Genomic DNA, 19,722 nt, shown 5'->3' with positions numbered 1-19,722 from the left:
GTTAGTATAGGACGATGTCTTAAAAGGAGGAAATACAATGTTTGGTAAAGGTATGGGCAACATGGCTGGCATGATGAAAAAAGTTCAAAAAATGCAAGAAGACATGAAGAAAATGCAAGAAGAGTTAAAAACTCGCACTGTAGAAGCTTCCGTAGGTGGCGGTGCAGTAACCGTTGTGATGAACGGTGAAAAAATCATCGAATCTTTGAAATTGAATCCTACAGCTGTTGATCCTGAAGATGTAGAAATGTTAGAGGATTTAGTAATGGCTGCGGTAAATGAAGCTAGCAAAAAAGTAGACGACCTCTTGGCTCAAGAAATGGGCAAAGTAACTGGTGGTCTTAACTTGCCAACAGGTTTATTCTAAATGACAAACGCTTTAGAACGGCTCGTAGAACAGCTGCGCCGTTTACCTGGCATCGGTTCTAAGTCGGCTAGACGCTTGGCTTATCATTTGGTAGAAATGCCGAAGGAAGAGGTAGACCGCCTCGTGGAAACTATCTTAGAAGCGAAGGGGGCTACGCGTCACTGTTCTATTTGCTTTAACTTATCAGCTCAAGATCCTTGCGAATTCTGTAGCAATCCAAATCGCGACCAAACGACGATTATGGTTGTTGAAACATCTCGTGATGTCATTGCTATCGAGCGCAGTGGTGATTATAAGGGCTTGTATCATGTATTGGAAGGCGCTTTGTCCCCTATGGAGGGCATTGGTGCTGACGATATTCGCGTAAAAGAATTGATTGCACGCCTTCGTGATGGTGTTGTACAAGAGGTTATCCTCGCAACAGACCCGGATGTCGAAGGGGAAGCAACTGCTCTGTATTTGGCGAGATTATTAAGTCCAAGTGGCATCAAGGTAACGCGCATTGCCCGCGGTGTTCCTGTGGGTGGCGATATCGAATATGCCGATGAATTAACGCTAGGCGGTGCCGTAGTGAACCGCCAAGAAATGAAAGGATAATAGTATGGGAGCTTTATTAGCATCACCGATTATATCGGCGGTTATTTCCATTGCTGTAGCCTACATTGCTTTCAAAGTAGCATTTTTCACCATTAAACGGGTGGCTATAAATGTTGTGATTGGTGGGTTAACCTACTGGGTATGCGTTCATATACTTAATATTCCAATGGATATTGGGGTGGGTATTTGGGCATTAACAGCAATTTTAGGCCCTATTCCTATGGTCTTAGCTGCTATATATTACGGCATTAAATAACAGGAGGTTTTTATGCTTATCAATCGTGAACAACAACGCGTTATTGATGAAGTGGAACAGAATATCCTCTTGTTAGCGTCCGCTGGGACGGGAAAAACGAATACACTTGCTTATCGGGTGGCTCATCTCATCGAGGGTGGCTATGCGAAGGCGGAGAATATCTTGTGCATGACCTTTACGAACAAGGCCTCAAACGAGATGAAAGGCCGCATTCAATCGCTCGTGGGCAGTCCTGCAAAGGCTGTGGAGGTTAGTACATTCCACAGCTTTTGCTTTTTCATTCTCCAACAAGAGGGCAAGCGCAACGAAACCTTGTACACGGATGTGACCATCTTTGACGAAGAAGACTGCAAGGAACTCTCTGAACCGTACCGTCCTGGTAAATTGCGAGAAATGTCCTTTGCTAATGTTATCTCCATGGTGAAAGAATATCGTTCCTTATATGGCTTTTATTCTGATGATCTCGTAGGTGACTACAAGCGGACAATTGAACGCTTACAGAAGGAACAGCGCGAAGCCATTGAACAGCTCTTCTCTAGCTTTGGTAATGTCCTCTACAGTGAACTCCATGATTTCTTGAACCATGGTCACGAATGGATTGCTGCGTATGATGAAAGCTTAGCTTCCGTGCACGGCCTAGATTTTACAGACCTCATCTGCGGTGTTCATCGCCTATTCCAAGACCCTGTAGTTCGCGAGCGCTGGCGCAGTCGTTACAGCTATATCTCTGTAGATGAAATGCAAGATACAGGCGTACTGGAGTACAAGGTTCTAGAAATGCTGTGGGAAGGTAATTACGTGCTACTATGTGGCGACTATTTCCAAACGATTTACGAATGGCGTGGTTCTGATCCGTTCCGCTTGCTCAAGCAATTTGATGCGGATTTCAAGCCTTTAAAAATTATCTTCTACGAAAACTATCGTTCTAATTGGACACTCTTTACGATGGCTTTCAAAACCTTACAAAATATGTTCCCTGACCTGGTTGGGTCTATCTACACTGAATTGCCTCGTGCCAATAGTGAAAGCAAGGGTAAGCCTGTTCTCATTAAAGGTTGTAAAAATAGCTACCTTGAGGGCCGCTATATCTACGAAGCTATCTGCGCCTTACCGAAGGATGCTAATATCGGCGTTCTCGTGAGAGATAATAAAAAGGCACAGCAGCTAAGTGATTCTTTTGAACGTCTTAACGGCGAACGACCTGAAGAGGAACGTCGTCACTTCATGATTATCGACGAGTTTAAATTCTTTAGACGTCAAGAAATTAAAGATGTTATGGCCTACTTCAAACTGCTCATGAATCCAAACGACTCTGTCAGTGCGAAGCGCATTATCAAGCGATATGTTGCTGGTATTGGTGACGCTCGTATCGCTGCGATTGAAAGCCCAGAGACGCGCCAAGTAGGTTTAAAATTGACAGATTTTATGGATATGCCTATCTTTGAGGCGGAGCCTTATGCAAAGCTTGTCAGTGGCTTAGAGCAGCACGAAGTAGTTGTTTATGACGTGGAGAGCACCGGCACAGATACGTCTCAAGACCGCATCATTCAAATTGCAGCTATTCGCATCGATGAAAATGGACAGGTCTTAGAGGCCTTTGAACGCTTTATCGATCCTGGTGTACCTGTTGGTCAATCCGAAGAGGTACATGGCTTCTCCGATGCGTATTTACAAGAACACGGCGAAGAGCCAGCTATAGTGCTACAAGCCTTTAAGGAATTCTCCAAGAATGCTATTATTGTAGGTCACAATGTAAACTATGATGTGACCATCTTTACGAATGAATTGGCGCGTCATAACTTAGGCAATCCTGAGTTCAAGGCTATTTACGATACCCTCGATATTTACCGTCGTTTCTATCCTAATTTGCCAAATCATAAATTGGGCTTCCTAGCATCTAAGTTCCCTATACATCATGAGCCAACACATAATGCAATGGATGATATCTTGGCTACTGCACAGCTTTTAATTTATGCGGTGAAAGAAAAAATCGTACCGACCACAACGGATCGCATGGTAGCTATAAATAAATATAAAGCAGCTTTCACGGATATCGCCTCTCAAATGGCGACATTGCGTAGAAAAGCCTATACGGAGATGCCAACGAAATTATTGGCGTATATCATGAACCAAATGGGGGTTTTAGAGTACTATAAATCTCATGGGGAAGCGGCTAAAGTAGAGCATATACGCGATTTGTATCGCATCATGGAAAAACTAGATGCGGCTTATGAAGGGCCTGCAGGTTTGGCTCGATTAAATCAAATCTTACAGATGGCGGCCCTTACGGCGGGTGAGCCTGCGCAGCAAGTACGAAATGAAGATCGCATTCCTATCATTACCATTCACCAAGCGAAGGGCAGTGAGTTTGACCATGTATTCTTGGCTGGGCTAAACGAAGGAACTTTCCCCAGTCCCTTTGCCATTGCAGAAGGTCGTGAAGACGAGGAAAAGCGTTTATTCTATGTGGCCATCACTCGACCTAAACAAGAATTGACCATTACCTTTGAACAGACGAACATACGAGGGAGGGCAGTTCAACCAAGTTCGCTACTCAACTATATGCCACGAGATCTTGAACTCGTAGAAAGGAGATACTAATGGCGCGAAAAACACATCGCCCCGATGATATTCTGTGGACCGTGACAGCTGTAGATATAGAAGTTGTACTTAGCAAGAAAAATGCAAGAAAAAAGCTAGTAGGTGATGGTCAAGATATATCAAGTAAAAATCGAGATATATCGAGTAGCAATCAAGACATATCAAGTCGTGATTCCGAGCATATTGGAGAAATATGTGATATTTCACTTGGTGAAGTGTTAGATACTAGATATCCTAGAAAGTCCTTAGTTAAACTCTTTGAAGAGAAATTAATCCACATTAATGGACATAAGGCTACACCAAAGGATACAATCTCCGAAGGCGACGAGATTTGGATTGCTATGGCGAAGGAAAAAATAGATCATGACCCTATCGAAATGGACTTACGCATTCTGTATGAAGATACTGATCTCCTTATTGTGGATAAGCCATGCGGTTTGACGGTAAACTCTAAAGATCAAGTATCTCTTGCCAATGGTGTGGCGCATTATTTTAAAGAACATGGTATTAAGCGAAAGGTACGTTTCTTGAATCGTCTCGATAGAGATACGACAGGTTGCATTGTCATTGCAAAAAGTGGTTTAGCACAAAGTATTTATCAACAGCAAATAGATGATAATACCTTTGAAAAGTGGTATATGGCGACTGTGGAAGGCATTGTAGAAGCCGATGAGGATTCTTTAGTATTCCCTATGGAACGCAGTGCTGATGGGATTCATTACGAAGTGAATCCTAAGGGAAAAGAGACTCGTACAGATTTTTCCGTCCTATGTAGACATTCTTCAGAGACTGTGGATAACTCTGTGAATAAGTCTAAAAATTCTGTGGATATAACAGCAAAAAATGTGGATATAAACTTAGGAGATGTTGATAAAAGTAGTCAAAATGTGGACAAAACTGTGTATAAGTCCAATAAATGTGGATATACAGAGGTTTTAGTTCGTTTGTACACAGGGAAAACACATCAAATTCGAGTAGCTTTCAGCCATATAGGGCACCCTCTTGTAGGAGATATCTTATACGGTGCACAACCTACGGGACAGCCATTCCAATTACGGGCTCAAAAGGTAGTATTCACACACATGCGCACAGGAGAGCGTATTACGGTTACGGCATAATCTGATCTGATTAACTTGTTACGTAATACAAAATACTAGTTTGTTAATAATAAGTTTGTACTATACATTGTGAAGTCACAATACATCAAATTTTCTAATTGAGAAATGAGAATTATTGATAACTCAGCAAAATCAATAACTTTAAAAATATTTTTCAAGAAAAATAATGACAAATGATAATCGATAAGCTATAATAGGACTATAAGCAAATCGATATAGTTCAATTTAAAAACTATAAATCAGAATGTAAGAGGTGTAGTATGATTTTACAGGATAATAGTGCAGCACGTAATCGGGGGATTACGCTTGCCAGTATAAAAGGCATTATAGGTAATGTCGTTCTCGTTATTTTTAAAATGATTGTGGGCCTTGCGTCTAATTCCATCGCCATCATCCTTGATGCGGTAAATAACTTAACAGATGTATTGTCCTCTGTATTAACTATTGTGGGTACGAAATTAGCCGCCAAAGGGGCTGATAAGGAGCATCCATTTGGCCACGGTCGTATAGAATATATGACTACCATGGCTATAGCTTTTATCATTCTCGGTGCAGGTATTGGATCCCTTAAGGAATCTGTGGATAAAATTATCCACCCTGAGGTATCTACATTTGATATTCCAGGTCTTGTTATCATCGCTGTTGCCATCGTTGTGAAAGTAGTGATGGGTCGTTATATCAAGGCACAAGGTGAGAAATATAAATCCGATGCACTCGTAGCATCTGGTATAGATGCCCTTTTTGATGCAGTGATTACCTTTGCCACATTGGTATCTGCAGGCTTAGTTTTTTTCTTTAACTTTGATATTCAAGGTTATGTGGGTGCTGTTATTTCTGTTTTGATTTTAAAAGCAGCGTATGATATTTTACGTGAAATGTACAATCATTTGCTTGGTATTCGAGCAGATGATAATTTAATCCGTAATATTAAAGAAACTATCGCACAGCATCCGAATGTGGGTGGTGTATATGACTTGGTATTAAATAGCTATGGTCCGGGAGAAACAATTGGTTCCGTTCATATTTCTGTACCAGATTCTATGACAATGGCAGAAGTCCATCCTCTAACAAAGGGCATTGCGGTTCATCTTTATAAAAAGTTTGGCATCAATATGACTGTTGGTGTATATGCTGAAAATAAACCAAGTGTAGAAGTACTTGAAATTAGAAAAGCTCTTGATCAAGTTATTAGTTTATATACACATGTAGTACAAGTACATGCCTTCTACGTACAAGAAGAAAAGAAGGTTATCTACTACGATATTATCTTTGACTTTGACGAAGAAGATCCACATGGTACATTGGAAAAAATCAAGGCAGAAATGCAAAAACGTTACCCTGACTATACACAATTCGCCATTGTGGATACGGATTTTAGTAACTAGTTTAGTAATATTGATTTTAGATATCTAAGCGAATAGAAACTTCTAAGTATATCTCTTTACTATATGGGATAATTTCATAACTAATATTATAAAATTAAAGGCTTTTACCAGTAATTGACCGAATATAATCGGTCAAGAATCGGTAGAAGCCTTTTCTTTTATTAATCGATAGATTTAGTTATACTATAGGTAAGAGAGGTGGTCCTATGTTGCAATGGATAAAGAAACATTATATTGTAAGTCTTTTAATTATCCTTATTCTTATTTTGTGTGCCTTACACCTCAGTGGTACGAGAAATGAGAAATGTATTTTACCAAAACAAGGGATAATTTTAGAAAAGGATATTACAGTTGATATTAATCGTAATCCTAATGCAATCTTAACAGTTATAAATGCAAGTAATTACTCTGAGTCTTATGCCATTGATGTATTACCTATTATGAAAAAATATAACTGTTATATTTTTGATTATCTTATCGTTAATGATGAATTATATCTGCTTGCACGCTCTAATGATACTATTTCTAATATGAATTTGTATCCACTTTTGATTTTGAGGGTCACTGATACATCTTTGACTGCTAATGTTATAGGATATGATTTTGATAAGTTTTCTGCTTCCTTAGACTATATCAATGGTAATATTATAGCCTCTAATAGGGAGGGAAAATATATTTTAGATGCTACTTTATCTGCTACTAAAATAGTTGATACAGATCCACGTTTGGTTCAACAAAAGAAAGTAAATAAACATGGTATTAAAAATGATAAAGTAATATTAGATTCTCTTATTCCTAGAGAATTATATATAAATGGTAAGGTAGGAGATACTTATTTACTAACAGTTACTCCTCTTATATATGCGAAACCAAATATGAATTTACCTTTTGAGTTTTTTAAAGCAGAACAGTATTATGGTATTCCTATATATGAAAATATGATGTTGTTTTGGAATGTTAAGACTAATAGAATGGAAAGTTATGATAATCTAAAGTCTATAACTTCTTTCAATATAAAATATATGGATATGAATTATAGTACTGAACTTTTCGAACAATGGAATCAAATAATTAAGAATGTAAATACTGAAAAATCAAATTAACTTGATATTATATAGCTTAATGAATATAATATATTGTATAAAATGTAATTTGTGTTGATAAATTCTCTAAGGAGAGATGGAATGAAAAAAATTGCTCTTACCTCATTAGCTGTAATGGCGGTTGTTGGTGTGTTTGCGATTCAGCCTGTAGATGCAAAAAAGGTAGAACAAGATCCAGTAATGACACCTATTGAAATGCCTATGAATGATGAAATTCAACAGGTTAATGGTGTATCTAAATCTACTAATCAAGAAACACGACGTTTGTCTAATAATTTAGCACAAGCTACAAAAGTGATGATTAAGAAGAATTGGAAGATTATTTATATTAAAGCCGTTCCTGCGGGGGATAAGGATGCTGTGCGCTTCTATTACAAAGATAATAGAGGGCAAGTATATAATGGACAAGTCGTTAGAAATACAGGCCTATCCAGGGGTAAATATATGGCTGGTTCTTTACGTCAAATAGAGGCATTGCAAGAATTAGTTAACCATTTGCAACAGAATGGTCAAGAAGTACCATCCTCTATTGATATCATCATTACTCAAGAAGGCTATCGCATTAAGACTATCTTTAATTACAATGAAAATATAAATAATCTACCAGCGTATCAACAACAATATGAACAAGAAAACTTCCCGACTATGAAGTAATAGAAACGCCCGTGCATGCACGGGCGTTTTGTTAGATTACGTAATCATCGGAATTATCTTTTTTAGATTTTTTGTAAATTTCTTTTACACCAGCCATTTCGATGAGTTCTTCCCCAAGAGCATCCTCATCATCCGTATTGAGCATAGAGTAGAAGGCCCAAAGAATGATGAACCAAATTGGTGTAAACAAGAGAGCAATTCGCGTATCTTCGTTTAAGGCGAGAATTGCAAGAACGAAAACAAAGAAAGCTAGGATAATGTAATTCATTACAGGGTATAGAGGCATTTTGAAGTTAGATTGTGCTGCTAGTTCAGGATTTTTCTTACGATATTTAAGGTGACAGATAACCATCATGGCCCAAATAAAGATGAAGCAGAATGTGGAGATTGATGTAATCATAACGAATACAGCTTCAGGCATTACATAATTGAGTACGACAGTAATCAATAATACGGCAGCTGAGAAAATCGTTGCTTGATATGGTACACTGCTGTGGGTCAAGCGCCGCATTGAGCTAGGTGCATGACCTCGTTTTGCCAAGGCATAAATCATACGGCCTGTACTGAAGATACCAGAGTTTGTAGCAGAGGCTGCAGAAGTAAGAACAACGAAGTTTACGATACCTGCGGCGGCTGTAATACCAACGGCGGTAAATACAGCTACAAATGGACTTGCAGCAGGGTTAACGGCAGTCCAAGGGTAAATACTCATGATGATGGCTAAAGAGCCTACATAGAATAAAATAATACGCAAAGGGATATTGTTTATGGCCATCGGAATAACCTTTTCAGGATCTTCTGTTTCGCCAGCCGTTAAACCTACGAGTTCTATGCCTGTGAAAGCAAATACAACCATTTGGAATGATAGGATAAAGCCCATCGTTCCGTTCGGGAACCATCCTCCGTAATTCCATATATTGCTAAAGGCGGCGACGCCAGCATCTGTGGTGAAACCAGTAACAATCATGATGATACCGATAATGATAAGAGAGATGATAGCGATTACCTTAATCAAGGCAAACCAGAATTCCATTTCGCCAAAATATTTTACAGCTGTCAAGTTCATTAACAGCAAGGCGACTAAAACAAGTAAGGCTGGTATCCATTGAGGAAGCCACGGTATCCAGTATTGCATGTAGAGGCCTACGGCTGTCAAATCCGCCATGGCTAGTGAAAGCCAGCAGAACCAGTATGTCCATCCCGTGATAAAGGCTGCTCGATCCCCTAAGTAATCTTCTACAAAGTCGATAAAAGAGTGGTGATTTAGGTTAGATAACAATAACTCGCCTAGTGCTCTCATAATAAAGAAGCACATAACACCTGTTATTAGGTAGGCGAATATGATGGATGGACCAGCCAAGTGAATGGCGCGACCGGAGCCTAAGAATAGGCCTGTACCAATAGCACCGCCGATGGCGAGTAGCTGTACATGCCGGTTCTTAAGACCCCGTTTTAACTGATGCGTATCAGACATAATAAAGACCTCTTTTCTACAAACTATCTATAGATATAAAGGCTATGGATTACCACAGTTTTAACAATCTATAGAATCTTTAAAACTATTTTTTTATAATACAGTATCTATCCTAAAAAGTCAAATGTATTTTTACAGTAGACAAAAGACCTGATGATTTTCTGATGAGAGTATACCCTTATATTGATAAAAACATAGAATATCCTTTTCTTGAAGTTAATTGACGAATAATATAAAATATTTTATAATAAGTACACTTATAATAAAAGGAGGATATAAAATGGAATTTAGTTTTAGTTTGAACATAAAAGCGCCAAAAGAAGCTGTGTGGGCGTACTATGCGAATATCGAAAAATGGTATGACTGGGAAGAGGATCTAAAAAATATTACATTAAACGGTAAATTTGAGACTGGTTCATGTGGTACAATGGAGCTTGAAGGCATGCCACCTATGGAATATCAGCTTACTCTTGTAAAACCTTTTGAAGAGTTTTGGGATAAGACTGAAACTCCATTTGGAGCTATACTTTTCGGACATCAAATAATTGATAATCATGATGGAAGTGTAAATGTAAAACATACTGTAAGTTTAGAAAGTGAAGATAAGCAACATTTGGAATTTTTAAGTCAAGTTTTTTCGGATGTTCCTCAATCTATATTTATTCTAAAAAATTGTTTAGAAAGATAAGGTGATTGCTGTTTGTTTACATCAAAATATAAAGACAATTCAGAAAAATCAACAGGATTATTGTTCATGAGGGTGTACAATAAATGGCATTTTACTATAAAACAAGCGTTAAAAGAGTTGAACTTAACACATCCTCAATTTGTTGTTTTAGCATCTCTTGCGTATTTATCACAACATGATAACGAAGTTACACAAGTTATGATTTCAAAACTTTCAGGGATAGATGTTATGACAGTATCTCAAATATTGAGCTTATTAGAAAAACGTGGTTTTGTAGAGCGAAAAGAGCACTCTAGAGATACACGTGCGAAAGCGGTTCTTTTAAATGAAAAGGGCAGTGAAATATTACAAAAAGCAGTTCCATTAGTTGAACAAATTGATGAAGTTTTTTTCGGAAAGCTGAATAGTGATGAGGCTCAATTTAAACATCTTCTTGGCAGATTACATGAAGCGTAAGGTGTATCAATTTTCCGATTCTTGTGGAGGCTATTATGAGACGTCAAGATCGTATGGTTACAAATATAGATGAAATTAAAGGTATTTTAAATAGCACGCGTATCATTCACTTAGGTATGATGGATGGTGATTACCCTTACGTGGTACCTTTACATTTTGGCTATGAATTTATAGATGATGAACTTCATATCTTTGTGCATGGACATCATGAGGGAAAGAAGTTTGATTTGATTAAAGCGAACCCTCATGTATTTATCGAAATTGACGGCAATGATGAAGCCCTCATATCAGGTGGAGATATTCCTTGTAAATATAGTTCAGTCTATTCCAGTGTAATGGGACGAGGAGAGGCTGCTTATTTAGAGAATATTGATGAAAAAGTTCATGGTTTACAAGTGTTGATGAAGCATCAGACCGGTCGAGAATTTACCTTTACCGATGCCATGGTAAACTCTGTGGGCGTAGTTCAAATTAAAGTTGTAGACTATACTGCAAAGAAACGAAGACAGCTTGAACAAGATATTATTATGCCTCCATTAACTAAATAATGACAAAACATCCTATTGAACTCTATTGTAATATAGCGTTTAGTAGGATGTTTTATTATGTATAACTAATAAGCATTAAAGCAGCTATTTGCTCATAACTATGCTTTCACAATAGAAAAGATAAAAGTTTTATGAAGTAGCTAGGGCAACAGAATCAGGGGCATGTTTTTGATATAAATAAGAAAATATATCATTATATCTGTAAAGTATATATCAAGTTTTTATAAAAGGAGAGATCATGAAGAAGCTTCTATATAAGTCCGTTTTAGCTGCTATGGCTATAGGATTATTGTCTGCGGGATATGTTTCAGCAGATGTTGTTAATGACTCTATATCTACTGATAATGCTGGTGTTTTAGCTACCGTTACAAATGATATGCCTAGAGTTCATCCTGATTCAGCAATTAAAGCATTGCCAAGAAAGTCTTTTTTAGAGTGGCCTATGAAAACGCAAGAAGGGGCTCGTAATTGGAAAGGAATAGTAGGAGCTGCACAGCAACTGCCGTATGAGGTCAAGGCGCCTAGCTATATACCTTATGGTTATCAGCTCTATACAGCACGTCAAGATCAAAATGATGTATTAGAGGTTGTATATTATAAAAAAGGTGTGACTATCTATCGAGATGGGAAAAAATATATAGATAGTATTATGGCATATAGAATGGGATATTCCTTAGATACAGTAAGAGATACACCATATGTTCCATCTGAGTACGGCGATCATGAATGGTCTAAACCAGGTGACTCTAGTGAGGTTTATTATACAGGTAATCCTGAAACACATATGGTTCGCAGCATTTCGTGGACGAAGGATGGTATGGCTTATTCCCTATTCTTCTTAGAACGGATGAAAGAGGCTGATGCGGAATTCTATAAAGAGCATGTAGTACCGTTGAAGAGTATTGATAGCTCTCGTTATGAACTAGTTGGTAACTATCCGACAACACCGATTAAACCTAAAACTATTGAAGAAATGAAACAGGAACATGTAGTTCCTATGAAAGCAAAGACTGGCGTGTTTTAGAGAGAGAAGAAATTATGAGATTGAAAATAACAAAATCATTATTAGCCATGGGAATACTAGCTACCGTGATAGGCAGCTTAGGAGTACAATCAGTTAGTGCATTATCCCCTTTAGTGGATGAAAATGGATATACAGTTACTACTGATACAGTGGAAAAGAATAAAGAACTAATGAATCGCTATCGGTGGTATGATCAACTTGATAATGGTGATATCCTAGAGCGTAATATTGAGGCAACTACTAATTATTTTGGATATAATTTACAAATTCCGTCTTATATGCCTGAAGATTATGCAGTACGCGATGTAAAGTCAAGAGATCATGACGTATTAGAAATCGTGTATACGGAAACGGGCCATAAAGGAGAATATGGTCAGAAATTAACCTTCTCTAATACAGATATTGTGTATCGCATGGGGTGGGCTATCGATACCGTGGTAAAGCCTATATTGGAAAAGACAAAATACGATGCTGATGATGCCGTTAGCTTTACTACCCCTAATGGAGTCCCTGTACATACTTTAGGCTCTAGCAACGACTCTGTTCAAATTGCTTATTGGGAAAAAGATAATAAAGTATATATGCTCTACTTTGCCTCTACAAGAAACCAAAACTTTGTAAGCAAAATTGTAGACTCTGTAGGTCCTCTTACTAACGTAGCCGCTGATGATACTCGATTACGTGGTGAACGCAATGATAAGCAACATGTTGAAGAAAACGATGCGCAAAGTGTTAAACAAAATGGTGAACAAGATAGACCTCATTTTGAAACTATTGGTTTGCCACTGCGTACACATACGAATTCTGAGTGGCCTATACTTACGAGTAAATCCATCGGCTTACCTAGCGGTGTAATTGATGCATCTCGTAAGCTGTCCTATGACGTATCTGTACCAAGTTACTTGCCTCTTGGCTATACATACTATGCTACACATTTTTATGATAATGATGTATTAGAAACTGTATATTGGAAGGAAGGTCAAGAATATCAAGAACGCAGCGGACGTTGGGTAAATCATACGATGGTCTTTCGCATGAGCTACTCTATGGATACGGTATGGCCTAAAGAATATGTTCCAACGGAATACCATGACGTACAGTGGATTGACTCTACGCCAACCGGTGATGTGCAGTATACAGGTAATGTAGATAAGGGCTTAGTACGCAGTGTTGCGTGGAGCAAAGATAACATGGCATATTTCTTGTTCTTCCAAGTGCCTGTGAAAGCATCTGAAGCAGACTTTTATAAAGATTATGTAGTACCATTAAAAGATATTGACCCAAGTCGTACAGACTTAATCGGTGTAAAAACGATTCGTTAATACTAAACCCTAATAAGACTCTATAGCACGATTCGGTGATGCCATACGATGTTAGCGTTTAGTAAAAGAGTACATAATAAAAAGAACCTATTTCCTAGATATTAGAGTAATATCTTTGGAGATAGGTTCTTTTAGTGTATGTAATTTACATATATTTTGCTTTTAGGTATTAGTGATTTTATAGCTATCGAATATAAAGTAGCTTTCACTAATAGCATCATTATGGGTATACGTTAATTAGAAGAATACGTAGCGGATAATAACAAGAACCGCCAATACGTACATAATCCAGTTAACTTCTTTTGCACGGCCTGCAATGATTTTGAGTAGAGGGTATGCAATAAGACCTGCAGAGATACCGTTAGCGATGCTGTATGTGAACGGCATCAATACGATAACGAGGAATGCAGGGAAACCTTCAGTCCAATCATCGAAGTCGATGTTGCGAATGGCACCTAACATGAGGGCACCTACGATGATAAGAACAGGAGATGTGGCTGCATTTGGAACCAAGGATACCAATGGAGCCAAGAATAAGCAAATTAAGAAAAGTACGCCTGTTGTGACAGCTGTTAAACCTGTACGGCCACCAGCCCCTACACCTGCCGCACTTTCAACGAAAGCCGTAATTGTAGAAGTACCGAGTAATGCACCGGCACTAACACCGATAGCATCTACGGTCATGGCTTTACCAAGACCGGGGAATTTACCAGATTTAGGATCTGCGATTTTCGCCTCTGTAGCGGTACCAATCAAAGTGCCCATAGAGTCGAATAATTCTACAAATGTGAAGGAGAAGATAATCGTAATTAAGCCCATGTGAAGAGCACCAGGAATATCTAATTGCAAGAATGCTGCTTTGGAGAAATCAGGAACGGCTAATATGGTGAAGTTTTCAGGCATTGTGGAAAGGCCTGTCGCATAGGAGATGATTGTTGTTACTAAAACGCCGATCAAGAGAGAACCTTGAATTTTGCGAGCCATCAATAAAGCTGTAAAGATGAGGCTAAATAGTGCCAACAATGTTTCACCACTGTGCAAATTACCGAGCGTCAAAAGTGCCTCAGACGCTGGAGGGACTAGATTACCATGTGTCTGTACGACTTGACCCAAGGAGTTTGGAGACAAACTTATGGAGATAGCCATCAAGCCGGATAACTTTAAACCGATGATAGAAATGAAAAGACCAATACCAACGGTAATGGCAATTTTCATGGAGGCTGGGATACCTTCAACGATCATTTGTCGTATTGATGTCAATGTTAATACGAGGAAAACGAGACCAGAAATGAATACCGCACCTAATGCTGTTTGCCAAGATACGCCCATACCGAGAACTACGGTAAAGGAGTAAAATGCCAAGAGGCCAACCCCTGGAGCGAGAGCAATTGGGTAGTTTACAAATAAACCCATAGCAATCGTCACAAGACCTCCACCTAAGGCTGTGGCAATGAGGACCGCATCCTTATCCATGCCTGCAAGACTAAGAATGTTTGGCGCCAAGAAAAGGATGTACGCCATCGTGATAAACGTAGTGATACCTGCTAAAATTTCTGTTTTAACGGTTGTGCCACGCTCACTGAGTTGAAATAATTTATCTAACATTAGATAAAATCCTCCCTATATGAAATTAAAATCATACCTAAATAAAGATATTTCGATATATGTATAGTGTATCATATTTCCCACCATTTTTTGTATGAATTTGTGATATACTATTAATATATTATGAATGATATAGAGGTTAACTTATGAAAATATCTACAAAGGGGCGTTATGCCTTACGGATATTGGCGGATATTGCAGAACACGGAGTAGAAAAAAATGTACCGATTCGTGAGATTGCAGAACGCCAAGGATTTTCCGATAAATATTTAGAGGGAATTGTATCTCGTTTATCCTCTGCGGGCCTTGTTAAAAGTGGACGTGGTAAATATGGAGGATATCGTTTGGTGAAATCTCCGGCTGAATACAATGTATATGAAATTTTATATGCCGCAGAGGACTCCATTGCTCTCGTGTCTTGTTTAGAAGATGATGTAGAACCATGTCCTATGTTTAATGACTGCTTGACAGCTCCATTGTGGCAGTATTTACAAGATGAGTTCCGACATGTTATGGAACATGTTTCCTTGCAAGATGTAATGGATCACAAATTTCCTACGGAATAATTGATAGCCCGGAAACTTTAGTTTGAATGATCTTTGAGGATTACTACATTGTATACCTATATTTTAGGTATTTTTTATGGAAAGAGTCGCGTTTCGTATGCGGCTCTTCTTTATATATGAAATTAAAATGTAATAACATCTTATGAATAGTAACATAGATTGAAATCTAAGTAGAATCGTAATTTAAATGGAACTGTAATTAAAAGTGATTTATGTATATATTAGTTTATCTAAACGATTTTATACGGAAGGGAGGGTACTATGAGTACAAGTGTATATGATGCTCGAGGTGGCATGCGCAACGTGTGGATTATCACAGCTAGTATGACGGTGCTAGCCATATGTTATACAATGATAATTCCTTTTTTGCCAATATATCTATTGGAACTCGGTGTTCCAAAGGACGATGTGGCACTTTGGTCTGGGCTCGTCTTTGGTATTACATTCCTAATCGCTGGCATTATGGCACCAATTTGGGGGAAAATTGCAGATAATAAGGGTAAGAAACGGATGGCTCTACGAGCTGGTTTCGCAATTGCCTTTTGTTATGTTCTCATCGGTATGGTAACGGATCAGTACCAATTGTTGATGGGCCGTGCTTTAGTAGGTTTTGCTAACGGCTTTTATCCTGCGGCGATGACCATGGTCTCCCTCAGTGTGGATGAAAAACAGGTAGGCCATGCCCTCGGCATATTCCAAACAGGTCTAATTTTAGGTAATGTCGTCGGTCCATTTTTGGGCGGTGCCGTTGAAAGTGTTGTAGGTATGCGCCCTGTGTTTTATATTTCAGGTATAGCCGTATTCATTGCTACTTTGGCAGTATTGTTCCTTGTAAAAGAACCAAAGCTAAATGTAGAAAATATAGCTTCTAATGAACAGTCCTCAAAACCGGTAAAATCTACATCTTTACGAGAGGATTTTAAAGTAGTTCAAGAACAACCTGTATTAGTAAGACTTTTATGGATTTTCTTCTTTATGCAATGTGTGATCATGATGCTACAGCCTATCTTGGCGCTTTATGTAGGTGATATGCAAGGCACTATGGAAGGGGCTGCTATCATTTCGGGTACAATTCTTAGTATCGGTGGTTTAGCTGGTTCTTTAACGACTAACTTATGGGTGCGCCTTGGTGAGCACCGTGGCTACTTTAGAACCATTTCCTACTGTATGCTTGGTAGTGGTGTTGTTCTCTTACTTCAAAGTTTACCAGTAGGTATTTGGTGGTTTGGTGTACTACAAGTGCTAATTGGTTCTTGTATTGTGGGCATCAACCCATCTTTGAGTGCAGCCGTAACTCTCAATACGGATCCAAGCTTTAGAGGTCGCATGTTTGGTATGACGACGACAGCTCAACAATTTGGTTCTATGGTAGGGCCTGTGTTCGCAAGTATTGTATCTACCTACATTGGGATATCCTATGTATTTAGTATTACAGGTTTGTTATTACTCTATATGGGATTCCAATCACGGAAACTATCCGTGCGACATGATATAACAAAAAATGACATTAATCGTTAATCTAAGAATACTGTTTTAGTGCATAATAACAGGCTTTCATACACTTTTAGTGAATAGCAATCCAATATGGGTGGATTGATTGCTTTTACAAAAATATTGGTATATAGTTAGTTTAAGGTAAGTCATTAGTCTCACCGTGTGGGACAGAAAGGAGTTCTTATGGTCCGTATCGGTCATACTGTACTCGGCGAAAAGTGTACAAAAATATGTGTGCCTATTGTGGGCACAACAATGAAAGAAATTCTAGATGCCACTGCGGTAGCATGTAATACACCGTGTCACGTCGTGGAGCTACGCATTGACTATTATGAGCGGGCCCACTCCATTGACGCTATCATTGAATTATTAATGCTCATCAAGCCACAACTGAAAGGTCGTGGGTTGCTCTTTACATGGCGTACAAAAGGTGAAGGTGGGGAAAGAACGATTTCCACACAAGATTACTTTACAATGCTAGAACGTTTGATTCCTACCGGATTGGTGGATGCTATCGATATTGAGTTATTCTTTGATCAAGATAGAATGCTTAAAACGATAGAGTTTGCTAAGGTTCATGGAATTACTATTATCATGAGTAACCATGATTTCCATGGTACGCCGAGTCGTGAAGTCATTGTAAATCGACTCATTCAAATGAAAGAGTTCTTAGCGGATGTGCCAAAGATTGCCGTTATGCCTCACACAACTGGTGATGTATTGACGCTCCTTGAAGCAACAGCCGAAGTAAAGGCTTTGTATCCTTCGGATCCAATTATTACGATGGCAATGGGAGAACTAGGTGCTGTTACACGCACTGCAGGTGCTCTATTTGGAAATGCCATGACCTTTGCTTCTGCTGGTAAAACATCAGCACCAGGGCAAATCGATGTACATGCTTTAAAACGAATTCTAGATACCATCGACGTAGATGGCGTATTTGATGAACAACAACATAAACGCGTAAAAGTACATTAAAAAAGTCGGCGAAAGCCGACTTTTTTATATGTTTTGTATTTCTTGTAGTATATTCATTTTTGATGGGCGAATATAAAAAATATATATGTTTTTATTAATGACTTTATATAGAAATACAGATGTAAATGCTCTTACTTCTAAAGATGTAGAAGCCCTTACTTATATAGAGGAAACAATCTTATAAATACAGTTATATAAACTCTTACAATAAGTTTGATTCAAAGTCTTCAAGAATAGCCGCCACTGTTTCTGGTGCATTGCGATTATGTTCCACGATGCATTGTGCAAAGCTTTCATACATTGGGGTGCGAGTCTCCTCAAGTTCACGTAAACGTTCTATGCCGCCACTAGATAGAACACGACCTGAAGTAGATAGTTTTTCTACAGGTTGTGTTAATTGGTAAATACGGCCATTTTGGCGCAGGTGTGCATAGTTTTTAGGTACTGTTACGCAGCCGCCACCAGTGGAGATGACAAGGCCTGTTTGAGTGCCTAATTTTGCAATTATTTCTGCCTCTTTTTCACGGAACGCAGCCTCCCCTTGTTCTGTAATATAGGTAGAAACATTGCCAATTTCTTTTTCTAGCTCGTGATCCACATCAAACCAATTACGACCAGTTTCTTTACCGATTGCTCTGCCTACTGTTGTTTTCCCAACACCAGGCATACCGATGAGGATGATATTTTCCTTTTCACGGCGCACATCTCGCAAGATTTGTTCTATCTCTTTGGTACCAAAGCTTTCACCTTGAAAATGATTAGCCGCCTTAACACCTTGTGCCACGAGGAAAGGTAGACCATCACAGTACGGAATATTCATCATTTCTGCTTGTAAAAGCAAAACGGTACGGCGCGGATTGTAGATGAGATCCACAACGCCTTCTAATTTAGAAAATTGCATAATATCTATGAGGTTAGCTGGATTATGCGGATACATACCAATAGGTGTGCAGTTAATAATAATCTGTGCTGTTTCATAGTAATTAGGCGCATCAGTATAGAACGGAGCTGTTTTACGAGATAGATGCGTGATGCTCTTAGCACCTAGGTCTTCAAGAGCTACGTGAACCGTAGCAGAGGAGGCACCATCGCCAAGGATAATACATTCTTTACCGGATACATTTATACCAGCGTGTTCTAGAGTAAATACGAAACCATCGTAATCTGTATTGTAACCATGCCATTTGCCGTCTTTACGAACCATCGTGTTTACACAGCCAATGCGTTCTGCGCGAGGGTCTACTACATCGCAAGCTTCAAGGGCGTTAACCTTGTAAGGGAAGGTAATATTAATACCTTGTAATTCTTGGTCTGCAAAGAACTCTTGCAGTTGGCTCGGTTCTCGTTCAAATAATTCATAATTAGTATTTCCCAAAGCATTGTGGATGCGTGGGGAAAAGCTATGGCCCAACGTACGGCCAAGTAAACCAAATTTCATAGGACCTCCTAGGTCAATATACACAAAATGGCTAATAGGCTGTCACCT

At 38.7% G+C, this 19,722-nt stretch carries 19 protein-coding genes; 16 read left to right on the top strand and 3 right to left on the bottom strand.

The window, feature by feature from the left end; genetic code table 11:
- Window positions 1–37: 37 nt before the first annotated feature.
- The 8 genes from DWV85_RS04570 (at window position 38) to DWV85_RS04535 (ending at window position 8,081) form a co-directional block, all read left to right on the top strand.
- The gene (locus DWV85_RS04570) at window positions 38–367 is read left to right on the top strand and encodes a YbaB/EbfC family nucleoid-associated protein (RefSeq protein ID WP_004694913.1); all 330 of its coding nucleotides are present in this window, start codon (window positions 38–40) and stop codon (window positions 365–367) included.
- Window positions 368–964: a recombination mediator RecR gene (gene recR, locus DWV85_RS04565; RefSeq protein WP_004698249.1), complete on the top strand. Its 597-nt coding sequence runs from the start codon at window positions 368–370 to the stop codon at window positions 962–964.
- 4 nt (window positions 965–968) lie between these two features.
- On the top strand, window positions 969–1,220 hold the full coding sequence (locus tag DWV85_RS04560; RefSeq protein WP_004698280.1) for a hypothetical protein: 252 nt from the start codon (window positions 969–971) through the stop codon (window positions 1,218–1,220).
- Between the two features lie 12 nt (window positions 1,221–1,232).
- Window positions 1,233–3,821, top strand: coding sequence for a 3'-5' exonuclease (locus tag DWV85_RS04555; RefSeq protein ID WP_004698172.1), 2,589 nt, complete (start codon window positions 1,233–1,235; stop codon window positions 3,819–3,821).
- Complete coding sequence (locus DWV85_RS04550) at window positions 3,821–4,939, top strand: RluA family pseudouridine synthase (protein WP_123138135.1); 1,119 nt, start codon at window positions 3,821–3,823, stop codon at window positions 4,937–4,939. Before DWV85_RS04555 ends, DWV85_RS04550 begins: the two co-directional genes overlap by 1 nt.
- Before the next feature lie 260 nt (window positions 4,940–5,199).
- Complete coding sequence (locus tag DWV85_RS04545) at window positions 5,200–6,324, top strand: cation diffusion facilitator family transporter (RefSeq protein WP_123138134.1); 1,125 nt, start codon at window positions 5,200–5,202, stop codon at window positions 6,322–6,324.
- 206 nt (window positions 6,325–6,530) lie between these two features.
- Entirely contained in the window at window positions 6,531–7,427 is an 897-nt protein-coding gene (locus DWV85_RS04540) for a hypothetical protein (protein WP_021148594.1), read from the top strand.
- An 81-nt stretch (window positions 7,428–7,508) separates the two neighbouring features.
- Window positions 7,509–8,081, top strand: coding sequence for an immunity protein YezG family protein (locus DWV85_RS04535; protein ID WP_123138133.1), 573 nt, complete (start codon window positions 7,509–7,511; stop codon window positions 8,079–8,081).
- Window positions 8,082–8,112: 31 nt separating this feature from the next.
- On the opposite strand, the gene DWV85_RS04530 is transcribed toward DWV85_RS04535, so the two are convergent.
- The gene (locus tag DWV85_RS04530) at window positions 8,113–9,555 is read right to left on the bottom strand and encodes an amino acid permease (protein ID WP_123138132.1); all 1,443 of its coding nucleotides are present in this window, start codon (window positions 9,553–9,555) and stop codon (window positions 8,113–8,115) included.
- Between the two features lie 280 nt (window positions 9,556–9,835).
- Here DWV85_RS04530 and DWV85_RS04525 point away from each other — a divergent pair, with 280 nt between their 5' ends.
- From DWV85_RS04525 to DWV85_RS04505, 5 genes are all read left to right on the top strand, one after another.
- Window positions 9,836–10,243, top strand: coding sequence for a hypothetical protein (locus DWV85_RS04525; RefSeq protein ID WP_004698277.1), 408 nt, complete (start codon window positions 9,836–9,838; stop codon window positions 10,241–10,243).
- A gap of 66 nt (window positions 10,244–10,309) precedes the next feature.
- A complete protein-coding gene (locus DWV85_RS04520) occupies window positions 10,310–10,699 on the top strand; it encodes a MarR family transcriptional regulator (protein ID WP_024060210.1) in 390 nt (129 codons plus the stop codon).
- Window positions 10,700–10,734: 35 nt separating this feature from the next.
- Window positions 10,735–11,247, top strand: a complete 513-nt coding sequence (locus DWV85_RS04515; protein WP_123138131.1) for a pyridoxamine 5'-phosphate oxidase family protein — start codon at window positions 10,735–10,737, stop codon at window positions 11,245–11,247.
- A 238-nt stretch (window positions 11,248–11,485) separates the two neighbouring features.
- The gene (locus DWV85_RS04510; protein ID WP_123138130.1) at window positions 11,486–12,271 is read left to right on the top strand and encodes a hypothetical protein; all 786 of its coding nucleotides are present in this window, start codon (window positions 11,486–11,488) and stop codon (window positions 12,269–12,271) included.
- Window positions 12,272–12,285: 14 nt separating this feature from the next.
- Complete coding sequence (locus DWV85_RS04505; RefSeq protein ID WP_123138129.1) at window positions 12,286–13,593, top strand: hypothetical protein; 1,308 nt, start codon at window positions 12,286–12,288, stop codon at window positions 13,591–13,593.
- A 237-nt stretch (window positions 13,594–13,830) separates the two neighbouring features.
- Here the strand turns inward: DWV85_RS04505 and DWV85_RS04500 are convergent, their stop codons facing one another.
- A complete protein-coding gene (locus DWV85_RS04500) occupies window positions 13,831–15,198 on the bottom strand; it encodes an NCS2 family permease (protein ID WP_123138128.1) in 1,368 nt (455 codons plus the stop codon).
- Between the two features lie 146 nt (window positions 15,199–15,344).
- Here DWV85_RS04500 and DWV85_RS04495 point away from each other — a divergent pair, with 146 nt between their 5' ends.
- The 3 genes from DWV85_RS04495 (at window position 15,345) to aroD (ending at window position 18,236) form a co-directional block, all read left to right on the top strand.
- The gene (locus DWV85_RS04495) at window positions 15,345–15,764 is read left to right on the top strand and encodes an RrF2 family transcriptional regulator (protein WP_004694942.1); all 420 of its coding nucleotides are present in this window, start codon (window positions 15,345–15,347) and stop codon (window positions 15,762–15,764) included.
- A 261-nt stretch (window positions 15,765–16,025) separates the two neighbouring features.
- A complete protein-coding gene (locus tag DWV85_RS04490; RefSeq protein WP_123138127.1) occupies window positions 16,026–17,282 on the top strand; it encodes an MFS transporter in 1,257 nt (418 codons plus the stop codon).
- 159 nt (window positions 17,283–17,441) lie between these two features.
- Window positions 17,442–18,236 (top strand): type I 3-dehydroquinate dehydratase, encoded by a 795-nt coding sequence (aroD, locus tag DWV85_RS04485; protein ID WP_004694946.1) that lies wholly within the window; start codon window positions 17,442–17,444, stop codon window positions 18,234–18,236.
- Between the two features lie 202 nt (window positions 18,237–18,438).
- On the opposite strand, the gene DWV85_RS04475 is transcribed toward aroD, so the two are convergent.
- Window positions 18,439–19,674, bottom strand: coding sequence for a shikimate kinase (locus DWV85_RS04475; protein WP_123138126.1), 1,236 nt, complete (start codon window positions 19,672–19,674; stop codon window positions 18,439–18,441).
- Between the last annotated feature and the right edge of the window lie 48 nt (window positions 19,675–19,722).

Origin of the sequence: Veillonella sp. AF13-2 (assembly GCF_003603295.1) — a bacterium.
GTDB classification, from domain to species: domain Bacteria; phylum Bacillota; class Negativicutes; order Veillonellales; family Veillonellaceae; genus Veillonella; species Veillonella parvula_E.
This window is presented reverse-complemented; position numbering and strand designations above follow the sequence as displayed.

Bases quoted from the DNA above. Each gene is read 5' to 3' on its own strand.
- DWV85_RS04515 (WP_123138131.1), top strand. From the start codon at position 10,735: ATGAGACGTCAAGATCGTATGGTTACAAATATAGATGAAATTAAAGGT.
- DWV85_RS04490 (WP_123138127.1), top strand. From the start codon at position 16,026: ATGAGTACAAGTGTATATGATGCTCGAGGTGGCATGCGCAACGTGTGG.
- DWV85_RS04570 (WP_004694913.1), top strand. From the start codon at position 38: ATGTTTGGTAAAGGTATGGGCAACATGGCTGGCATGATGAAAAAAGTT.
- DWV85_RS04540 (WP_021148594.1), top strand. From the start codon at position 6,531: ATGTTGCAATGGATAAAGAAACATTATATTGTAAGTCTTTTAATTATC.
- DWV85_RS04550 (WP_123138135.1), top strand. From the start codon at position 3,821: ATGGCGCGAAAAACACATCGCCCCGATGATATTCTGTGGACCGTGACA.
- DWV85_RS04560 (WP_004698280.1), top strand. From the start codon at position 969: ATGGGAGCTTTATTAGCATCACCGATTATATCGGCGGTTATTTCCATT.
- DWV85_RS04495 (WP_004694942.1), top strand. From the start codon at position 15,345: ATGAAAATATCTACAAAGGGGCGTTATGCCTTACGGATATTGGCGGAT.
- DWV85_RS04520 (WP_024060210.1), top strand. From the start codon at position 10,310: ATGAGGGTGTACAATAAATGGCATTTTACTATAAAACAAGCGTTAAAA.
- DWV85_RS04475 (WP_123138126.1), bottom strand. From the start codon at position 19,674: ATGAAATTTGGTTTACTTGGCCGTACGTTGGGCCATAGCTTTTCCCCA.
- DWV85_RS04505 (WP_123138129.1), top strand. From the start codon at position 12,286: ATGAGATTGAAAATAACAAAATCATTATTAGCCATGGGAATACTAGCT.
- aroD (WP_004694946.1), top strand. From the start codon at position 17,442: ATGGTCCGTATCGGTCATACTGTACTCGGCGAAAAGTGTACAAAAATA.
- DWV85_RS04535 (WP_123138133.1), top strand. From the start codon at position 7,509: ATGAAAAAAATTGCTCTTACCTCATTAGCTGTAATGGCGGTTGTTGGT.
- recR (WP_004698249.1), top strand. From the start codon at position 368: ATGACAAACGCTTTAGAACGGCTCGTAGAACAGCTGCGCCGTTTACCT.
- DWV85_RS04545 (WP_123138134.1), top strand. From the start codon at position 5,200: ATGATTTTACAGGATAATAGTGCAGCACGTAATCGGGGGATTACGCTT.
- DWV85_RS04510 (WP_123138130.1), top strand. From the start codon at position 11,486: ATGAAGAAGCTTCTATATAAGTCCGTTTTAGCTGCTATGGCTATAGGA.
- DWV85_RS04530 (WP_123138132.1), bottom strand. From the start codon at position 9,555: ATGTCTGATACGCATCAGTTAAAACGGGGTCTTAAGAACCGGCATGTA.
- DWV85_RS04500 (WP_123138128.1), bottom strand. From the start codon at position 15,198: ATGTTAGATAAATTATTTCAACTCAGTGAGCGTGGCACAACCGTTAAA.
- DWV85_RS04555 (WP_004698172.1), top strand. From the start codon at position 1,233: ATGCTTATCAATCGTGAACAACAACGCGTTATTGATGAAGTGGAACAG.
- DWV85_RS04525 (WP_004698277.1), top strand. From the start codon at position 9,836: ATGGAATTTAGTTTTAGTTTGAACATAAAAGCGCCAAAAGAAGCTGTG.